8 protein-coding genes are annotated in these 7,894 nt (G+C 58.9%); 5 read left to right on the plus strand and 3 right to left on the minus strand.

The window, feature by feature from the left end; all coding sequences use genetic code 11:
- Window positions 1-110: 110 nt before the first annotated feature.
- Complete coding sequence (locus tag CYD26_RS13400; protein WP_065758953.1) at window positions 111-1,349, plus strand: MdfA family multidrug efflux MFS transporter; 1,239 nt, start codon at window positions 111-113, stop codon at window positions 1,347-1,349.
- Here CYD26_RS13400 and CYD26_RS13405 read toward each other — a convergent pair.
- From CYD26_RS13405 to CYD26_RS13415, 3 genes are all read right to left on the minus strand, one after another.
- The gene (locus CYD26_RS13405; RefSeq protein ID WP_065758931.1) at window positions 1,346-2,902 is read right to left on the minus strand and encodes an AmpG family muropeptide MFS transporter; all 1,557 of its coding nucleotides are present in this window, start codon (window positions 2,900-2,902) and stop codon (window positions 1,346-1,348) included. The two genes, CYD26_RS13400 and CYD26_RS13405, sit on opposite strands and share 4 nt — an antisense overlap.
- Window positions 2,903-2,945: 43 nt before the next feature.
- Window positions 2,946-3,299 (minus strand): MGMT family protein, encoded by a 354-nt coding sequence (locus CYD26_RS13410; RefSeq protein WP_102052804.1) that lies wholly within the window; start codon window positions 3,297-3,299, stop codon window positions 2,946-2,948.
- Between the two features lie 114 nt (window positions 3,300-3,413).
- A complete protein-coding gene (locus CYD26_RS13415; RefSeq protein WP_102052805.1) occupies window positions 3,414-4,172 on the minus strand; it encodes an SDR family oxidoreductase in 759 nt (252 codons plus the stop codon).
- A 76-nt stretch (window positions 4,173-4,248) separates the two neighbouring features.
- Here CYD26_RS13415 and CYD26_RS13420 point away from each other — a divergent pair, with 76 nt between their 5' ends.
- The 4 genes from CYD26_RS13420 (at window position 4,249) to groL (ending at window position 7,771) form a co-directional block, all read left to right on the plus strand.
- Window positions 4,249-4,980, plus strand: coding sequence for a HugZ family protein (locus tag CYD26_RS13420; RefSeq protein ID WP_065758934.1), 732 nt, complete (start codon window positions 4,249-4,251; stop codon window positions 4,978-4,980).
- A 64-nt stretch (window positions 4,981-5,044) separates the two neighbouring features.
- On the plus strand, window positions 5,045-5,515 hold the full coding sequence (locus CYD26_RS13425; protein WP_065758935.1) for an FxsA family protein: 471 nt from the start codon (window positions 5,045-5,047) through the stop codon (window positions 5,513-5,515).
- A 263-nt stretch (window positions 5,516-5,778) separates the two neighbouring features.
- Complete coding sequence (locus CYD26_RS13430) at window positions 5,779-6,072, plus strand: co-chaperone GroES (protein ID WP_065758936.1); 294 nt, start codon at window positions 5,779-5,781, stop codon at window positions 6,070-6,072.
- A 49-nt stretch (window positions 6,073-6,121) separates the two neighbouring features.
- Entirely contained in the window at window positions 6,122-7,771 is a 1,650-nt protein-coding gene (gene groL, locus CYD26_RS13435) for a chaperonin GroEL (protein ID WP_065758937.1), read from the plus strand.
- Window positions 7,772-7,894 lie beyond the last annotated feature (123 nt).

Genomic DNA, 7,894 nt, shown 5'->3' on the forward strand with positions numbered 1-7,894 from the left:
ACCTTGCCGATAGCGTCGCCGGCAAGGCTGGCACCTGGAATGTCCTATCGCGAGCGTGACTTTTCTGGCATACAGGCTGGCCAAATGTCGTTTGGCCTGGCGTTCCCATGTTGACCCCGCTGCTGCAAATCACCCCGTTGCGTGCATTCTGCTTCGCACTGACCTTGGCGCTCTTCGAGCTGCTGACCTATGTCGCCAGTGATGTGGTCATGCCAGCCATGCCTACGGTGGTGAGCGACCTGCAGGCGAGTGCAGATTTCATCCCCCATGCCCTGAACCTCTATCTGCTTGGCGGCGTACTGCTGCAATGGCTGATCGGGCCGTTGGCGGACCGCTATGGTCGGCGCCCGCTGTTGCTCGGTGGCTGCGTGTTTTTCAGCCTGATGTGCCTGCTCACCCATTGGGTGGAGGGGATTGAGCTGTTCAACCTGCTGCGATTGTTGCAGGGCATTGGTCTGGGCTTTGTGGTGACGGTGAGTTATCCCGCTCTGAACGAAGCCTTCAGCGAAGCGGATGCGGTGCGGATGATGGCCCTGCTCGCGAATATCGCCTTGCTATCCCCCTTGCTGGGGCCTTTGCTCGGCACGCTGTTGCTGGAGTGGATGTCCTGGCGTTGGATTTTTGTACTGATCGGCGCCGGTGGCATGCTTGCCTGGTTGGCGCTGTATCGCTTCATGCCTGAAACACTTGGTGTTGAGCGGCGTGACGGCAGCAGGCTGGCGTTTCAGCCGATTCATCTGCTGCCTTTGTTGGCTGGTTATCGACAGTTGTTGCTCAACCGTTACTTCGTCGCGGGCAGCATGGCGCTTGGTTTGATCGGGTTGCCGCTGATCGCCTGGATCGGGCTTTCGCCGGTACTGCTCATTCACGGCCAGGGCTTGAGTACGCTGGACTACGCGCTGTGGCAACTGCCGGTGTTTGGCGGCCTGATTGCCGGAAACCTGATCATTAACCGGATTGCCGAGCGCTATACACTGCTGGCCCTCGTGCGCCGTGGGCTGTGGCCGCTGGTGGGTGGTTTGCTGGCAATGATGGTTGTCGCCTGGTTGTACCCGTCGGTGATCGGTGTGGTTGCAGGGCTATCGGTATACGCGCTTGGCCTTGGGGTCTGTAATGCCGTGTTGTACCGCATCACGCTGTTTGCCAGCGAGCAAAGCAAAGGCCTGGTGTCGGCGATGCTGGGCATGATCACCATTGCTTTGCTCGGCCTGGGAGGCTCCTTGCTGGCAATACTGGGCGCGGGTGAGGGCTTGCTGACGTTCGCTTGGGTCGCGGGTGTCGCCGGCCTGCTGGCGCTCTGGCCGTTGCGTACGGTGCTGAGCGCTGGCGAGCTGGTTGTCTCGGATTAAGGGCGTTCGCCCACCGAGTTCTGTGGCTGATCCTGAGGTTCAGGCTTTCCACGGCGGGCTTCTTGATGCCAGTGCAGGGCAATCAGGATAAGCGTGGGTACACCCAGCAGTGCCGTAATCAGGAAGAAGTCGTGGTAGCCGAACTTTTCCACCATGACGCCTGAGTATCCACCGATCAGCCTTGGCAGCAACAGCATGATGGAGCTGAGCAGGGCATACTGGGTGGCCGAGAACTTGAGGTTGGTCAGGCTCGACAGGTAGGCGACAAATGCCGAAGTCGCCATGCCAGAGCTGAAGTTATCCAGCGAGATGGTGACGATCAGCATGTTCAGGTTGGGGCCCATGTCTGCCAGCATCAGGAACAGGATGTTGGTGCTGGCCGAGGCTGCGCCACCGATGAACAGGATCGGCAGGATGCCGAAACGGACGATCAGCAGCCCGCCTAGGCCGGCGCCCACCAAGGTCATGATCAACCCGAAGATCTTGCTGATGCTGGCGATCTGATCCTTGGTGAAGCCTTGATCGATGTAGAACACGTTGGCCATCACGCCCATCACTGTATCGGACATCCGGTACGTTGCGATCAGCCCAAGCAGCAGCAAGGCCTGCCAGCGGTAGCGCGTAATGAAGTCGTTGACCGGGGTCAGCACCGGGGCCAGGCCACGCCGGCCCATTGAGGACAGGCACAACGCTGTGAGCGTGATGTACAGAATCGCGCGAAGGAACGCGCGGTCTTCCAGCAGCAGGTCAAGCAGGCTCACGCCCTCGAACAGCACACTGGCAAAGTCGGTGTAGTACAACTGGGTAAACGTTGCCGGTACCGACACGAGCAGTACGATCAGCACGAACACGGATACCAGTTGGTGGGCAAAGCCATAGCGCGCCGCCGACAACTGAGTGCGCAGTGGTACAGGCGGTTCGCGCATCAACAGGCTGGTAACCAGTGCCGGCACCATCATTACACCGAACAGCACATAGGTACCGGTCCAGGCTTTGTGGAGGTAGTTGAAACCGGTGGAGCCGAAACCTTCAGCGAAAAACAGGGCGCCCGCGGTAGCCAGCAGGGCCGCGACGCGGTAGCCAGCCATATAGCTGGCTGCCAGGGCTGCCTGGCGCTGATCGTCGGCGATCTCCAGGCGATAGGCATCAACGGCAATATCCTGTGTTGCCGAGGCAAACGCGACAAGTACGGCCAGGGCAATCAGCCAGGACAAGTGCTTCTGGGGGTCGCAAAACCCCATTCCGATGAGGCCCACCACGACCAGCACCTGCGATAACACGAGCCAGGAGCGGCGTCGACCGAGCTTGCCCAGCAGTGGCAGGCGCCACTGGTCGAGCAGTGGCGACCACACCCATTTAAAGGCGTACGCCAAGCCTATCAGGCTGGCATAGCCAATCGTCTCGCGGGCCACACCGGCCTCGCGCAGCCACACGGACAGGGTTGAGAACACCAACATGTACGGCAGGCCGGCGGCAAAGCCGAGCAGCAACAGCACCAGCGTTGACGGGCTGGCATAGGCAGCGAGCGCATCGCGCCAGGTTTTACGGGGCATGGGCCAACATCTGCCTCAAGTTTACGAAAACAAAGCGCGCACTCTAACCGCTGTGCTCCATTGGACGCCAGCCATGGTACGACATATCCACACGATTATTCTGGACGGTGACCCCTTCTGCACGCAGCCTGGCACGTTGTTCATCACCTGAAGGTGTGCCCTGCGCAAGGCTCAGGCGGCCACCGGCAGCAATCACACGGTGCCAGGGAAGCTGTGTCGAATCAGGCAGTTGCCCGAGGGTACGCCCGACCCAGCGCGCAGCACGCCCCAGCCCGGCCATTTCGGCCAATTGACCATAGCTGACGACTTTGCCTGCAGGTACCTGGTTCAGTACCACATAGAGTGCCGTTCGTCTGGCTTCAGGCGTTTGCCTTGGATCACCGGGCACGGCGTTCACCGTTGTGCACTCTGCGCGACAGCCTGGCGGGTCGCAGTGAGCCGGGAAACAGCAATTGAACACATTGGCATGGTTTGGCTCCGTCCTCGCCCGGGGCGTATCTGGATAACGCTTTTACAGGCGCAAACCGCCGTCCAGCTCCAGAATGCGCCCGCTGAAGTAATCGTTTTCAAGAATGTAAGCGGCCGAATGGGCAATTTCCGCTGGTGTGCCCATGCGCTTGAGCGGAATGCCAGCCGTCATTTTCTCCAGCGCCTCGGGCTTCATGCTTGCGGTCATCTCGGTTTCGATGAACCCGGGGGCAATGCCGGCCACGCGGATACCATAGCGGGCCAACTCTTTTGCCCAGGTAACCGTGGCGGCCGCGACGCCTGCCTTGGCGGCCGAGTAGTTGGTTTGGCCCAGGTTCCCCGCGCGGGAAATCGAGGAAATGTTGATGATTGCGCCCTGGTTTTTCAGTTCGATCATTTTTGCCGCCACTTCACGGGTGCAGAGAAACACCCCCGTGAGGTTGACGTCGATCACGGACTGCCATTGGGCCAGGCTCATTTTGCTCAGTTGGCCATCCTTGACCTTCACCAGCAGACCGTCACGCAGGATGCCCGCGTTGTTGATCAGGCCGTGAATGGCACCGAAATCCGCCGCCACCTGCTCAACCATCTGGACGACCTGGTCTTCGTCAGCGACATTGCACAGGTAGTAGCGTGCTTCGACACCCAACGCCTTGCACGCCGCGACGGTGTGCTGGAGTTTTTCTTCGTTGAGGTCGACGAGCGCCAGGCGTGCCCCTTTACCTGCCAGGTACTCGGCCATTGAACGGCCCAAACCCTGGCAGCCGCCGGTGATAATGATTACTTTGTCAGTTAATTGCATAAGGATGCTCCACGGGCAGGTTTGGGGCGGGCGAACACATTTTATTTATGACGAATTCTAGTCTGGGGGTCACAACGTGAGCGCTAAAGCGACGAAGCATGCACGAGAACTGCTGCTCAAGGAATACCGTGGTGTCCTGTCGACCCACTCCAAGTCGATGCCGGGCTTTCCGTTTGGTTCGGTGGTGCCCTATTGCCTGGATGCCGAAGGTCATCCGCTGATCCTCATCAGCCGTATCGCTCAGCACACTCACAACCTGCAGCGTGATCCGAAATGTTCGTTGCTGGTCGGCGAGCGGGGCGCTGAAGACGTTCAGGCGGTGGGCCGTCTGACGCTGCTAGCCGAGGCCCGGCAGCTTGAGGACGCCGACGCCATTGAAGCGGCAGCCGAGCGTTATTACCGTTATTTTCCGGAGTCGCGTAATTACCACCGCGCGCATGATTTCGATTTCTGGGTGCTCAAACCCGTGCGATATCGCTATATCGGCGGCTTTGGCGCGATTCACTGGCTGGACCACGTGGCCCTTGCCAACCCGTTTGCCGGGAAGGTTGAGGCCAGTATGGTCGAGCACATGAATAGCGATCATGCCAAGGCGATTGCTCACTATGTGGCCTTGAGCGGTTTGCCGCAGACCGTGCCTGCGCAGATGGCCGGTATCGACAGCGAAGGCATGCACTTGCGAATTGGCCATGGCCTCTACTGGCTGGCGTTTGGTGAGCCTTGCAACACGCCGACACAAGTACGCGAAGCCTTGGTTTTTCTGGCCCACGCCGACGATTGGCCGAGTAACGAGCCGGTTGAGGCTTGAAATTGCAATGGACTGCAACCATTAACCGGGTATTGGAAGGTCGTCTTCCGTCGAGGAACCCTTGATGCGTGCTTTTCTACTGCTGTTTCTGCTTTTTCCGGTGCTCGAGCTCTATGTGTTTTTCAAGGTCAGCACAGCCATTGGTTTTTTCCCGGCGTTGCTGCTGATCATTGCCTCTTCTGCACTGGGTGTGCTGGTCATGCGGGTGGCTGGTCTGGCTACCGCGCTGCGCGCCCGTGAAAGCCTGCAGCGTGGCGAACTGCCTGCTGAGGAGATGTTCCAGGGGTTGTTGCTGGCCGTCGGTGGCGGTCTGCTCCTGGTGCCTGGTTTCATTACTGACGTGCTGGGCCTGATCTGCCTGCTGCCGTTCACCCGACGCCTGATCGGTCGACGTTTGCGTGAGCGTGCCGAGGCGCAGGCCATGCGTCAGCGGGCGTTTTCAGATGACCCGTTTGCAGGCCGTCCTGGTGCTCAGGGCGGTACGCCGCGGCAGCCGAATGTGATCGAAGGCGAGTACGAGCATCGCGACTCTTGAACCCTGGCGATAACCTGACGGCCCCATACGGGGCCGTTTTTCATTCGCCCGCTCGACAAAAAAATTTTCATGTACAGCCTTGTAATCGCCTTGAGCGACCTCATGTATGGGTCACCGAAAGGTTTCTGGTTACAAACACCAGACAAGACATGCGTGGTTCGCTTGGCGAGCCACCAACGGTCGGGCCAACTTGGGCCACGCCGATAGCCTCAACCAGCCGGTTTAAACCGGCCGATGAAAACCACAATTAGGAGAGATCGACAATGAAGCTTCGTCCTCTGCATGACCGCGTCGTCATCCGTCGCAGCGAAGAAGAATCGAAAACCGCTGGCGGTATCGTTCTGCCAGGTTCGGCTGCTGAAAAACCTAACCGTGGCGAAATTGTCGCTGTAGGTACCGGCCGCATCCTGGATAACGGTGAAGTACGTGCGCTGGCCGTGAAAGTGGGTGACAAGGTTGTTTTCGGCCCTTACTCCGGTAGCAACACTGTGAAAGTCGACGGCGAAGACCTGCTGGTGATGAGCGAGAACGAAATTCTCGCGGTCATCGAAGGTTAATCAACCGCTGGTTTCCCGTTACTTCAAAGTATTCAAGGATTAAACGATCATGGCTGCTAAAGACGTAAAATTCGGCGATTCCGCCCGTAAGAAAATGCTGGTTGGTGTCAACGTTCTGGCTGACGCGGTAAAAGCGACCCTGGGCCCGAAAGGCCGTAACGTAGTTCTGGCCAAGAGCTTCGGCGCACCGACCATCACCAAGGACGGCGTTTCTGTCGCCAAAGAAATCGAGCTGAAAGACGCGTTCGAAAACATGGGCGCTCAGCTGCTCAAGGACGTCGCTTCCAAGGCTAACGATGATGCCGGTGACGGCACCACCACCGCTACCGTTCTGGCTCAAGCCATCGTCAACGAAGGTCTGAAAGCCGTCGCTGCCGGCATGAACCCGATGGACCTGAAGCGCGGTATCGACAAGGCGACCATCGCCATCGTCAAAGAGCTGAAAGGCCTATCCAAGCCATGCGCCGACTCCAAGGCCATTGCTCAGGTTGGTACTATCTCGGCCAACTCCGACAACTCCATCGGTGACATCATTGCCGAAGCCATGGAAAAAGTCGGTAAAGAAGGCGTCATCACTGTCGAAGAAGGCTCGGGCCTGGAAAACGAACTGTCGGTTGTTGAAGGCATGCAGTTCGACCGTGGCTACCTGTCCCCTTACTTCGTCAACAAGCCAGACACCATGGTTGCCGAGCTGGAAGGTCCGCTGCTGCTGCTGGTTGACAAAAAGATCTCCAACATCCGCGAACTGCTGCCAGTTCTGGAAGCCGTTGCCAAGTCCGGCCGTCCGCTGCTGATCGTGGCTGAAGACGTTGAAGGCGAAGCGCTGGCGACCCTGGTCGTCAACAACATGCGCGGTATCGTCAAGGTTGCTGCAGTCAAGGCACCTGGTTTCGGCGACCGTCGCAAGGCCATGCTGCAGGACATCGCTGTCCTGACCGGCGGTACCGTGATCTCCGAAGAAATCGGCCTGAGCCTGGAGTCCGCTACCCTGGAGCACCTGGGTAACGCCAAGCGTGTCACCCTGTCGAAAGAAAACACCACCATCATCGACGGTGCAGGTTCCGAAGCCGACATCGAAGCACGCGTCAAGCAGATCCGTGCCCAGATCGAAGAGACTTCCTCGGACTACGATCGTGAAAAACTGCAAGAGCGTCTGGCCAAACTGGCTGGCGGTGTTGCCGTGATCAAGGTCGGTGCTGGCACCGAAGTTGAAATGAAAGAGAAGAAAGCCCGCGTTGAAGACGCCCTGCACGCTACCCGTGCAGCCGTTGAAGAAGGCGTGGTGCCTGGCGGTGGTGTAGCACTGGTCCGCGCTCTGCAAGCCATTTCCGAACTGAAAGGCGACAACGCTGATCAGGACGTGGGTATTGCTCTGCTGCGTCGCGCTGTTGAAGCGCCGCTGCGCCAGATCACTGCTAACGCCGGCGACGAGCCAAGCGTTGTGGTTGACAAGGTCAAGCAAGGTTCGGGCAACTTCGGTTACAACGCTGCTACCGGTGAGTACGGCGATATGATCGAGATGGGCATCCTGGACCCAGCCAAGGTTACCCGTTCGGCTCTGCAAGCTGCAGCGTCCATCGGTGGTCTGATGATCACCACCGAAGCGATGGTTGCTGACGCTCCAGAAGACAAGCCAGCCGGTGGCATGCCTGATATGGGCGGCATGGGTGGCATGGGCGGTATGGGCGGCATGATGTAAGCCAGCCTTACCCGCTTCAAAATAAAACCCCTGGCCGAAAGGCCAGGGGTTTTTTGTTGTGCGCCAGGCATGGCGCGTTGCGCGTTAGCGCAACCCGTTTGGCTGTGGTGGCTGAATGGGTGA

It is taken from the genome of Pseudomonas sp. FFUP_PS_473 (assembly GCF_002858665.1).
Taxonomy (GTDB): Bacteria; Pseudomonadota; Gammaproteobacteria; order Pseudomonadales; family Pseudomonadaceae; genus Aquipseudomonas; species Aquipseudomonas defluvii.

Bases quoted from the DNA above. Each gene is read 5' to 3' on its own strand.
- CYD26_RS13430 (WP_065758936.1), top strand. From the start codon at position 5,779: ATGAAGCTTCGTCCTCTGCATGACCGCGTCGTCATCCGTCGCAGCGAA.
- groL (WP_065758937.1), top strand. From the start codon at position 6,122: ATGGCTGCTAAAGACGTAAAATTCGGCGATTCCGCCCGTAAGAAAATG.
- CYD26_RS13415 (WP_102052805.1), bottom strand. From the start codon at position 4,172: ATGCAATTAACTGACAAAGTAATCATTATCACCGGCGGCTGCCAGGGT.
- CYD26_RS13405 (WP_065758931.1), bottom strand. From the start codon at position 2,902: ATGCCCCGTAAAACCTGGCGCGATGCGCTCGCTGCCTATGCCAGCCCG.
- CYD26_RS13425 (WP_065758935.1), top strand. From the start codon at position 5,045: ATGCGTGCTTTTCTACTGCTGTTTCTGCTTTTTCCGGTGCTCGAGCTC.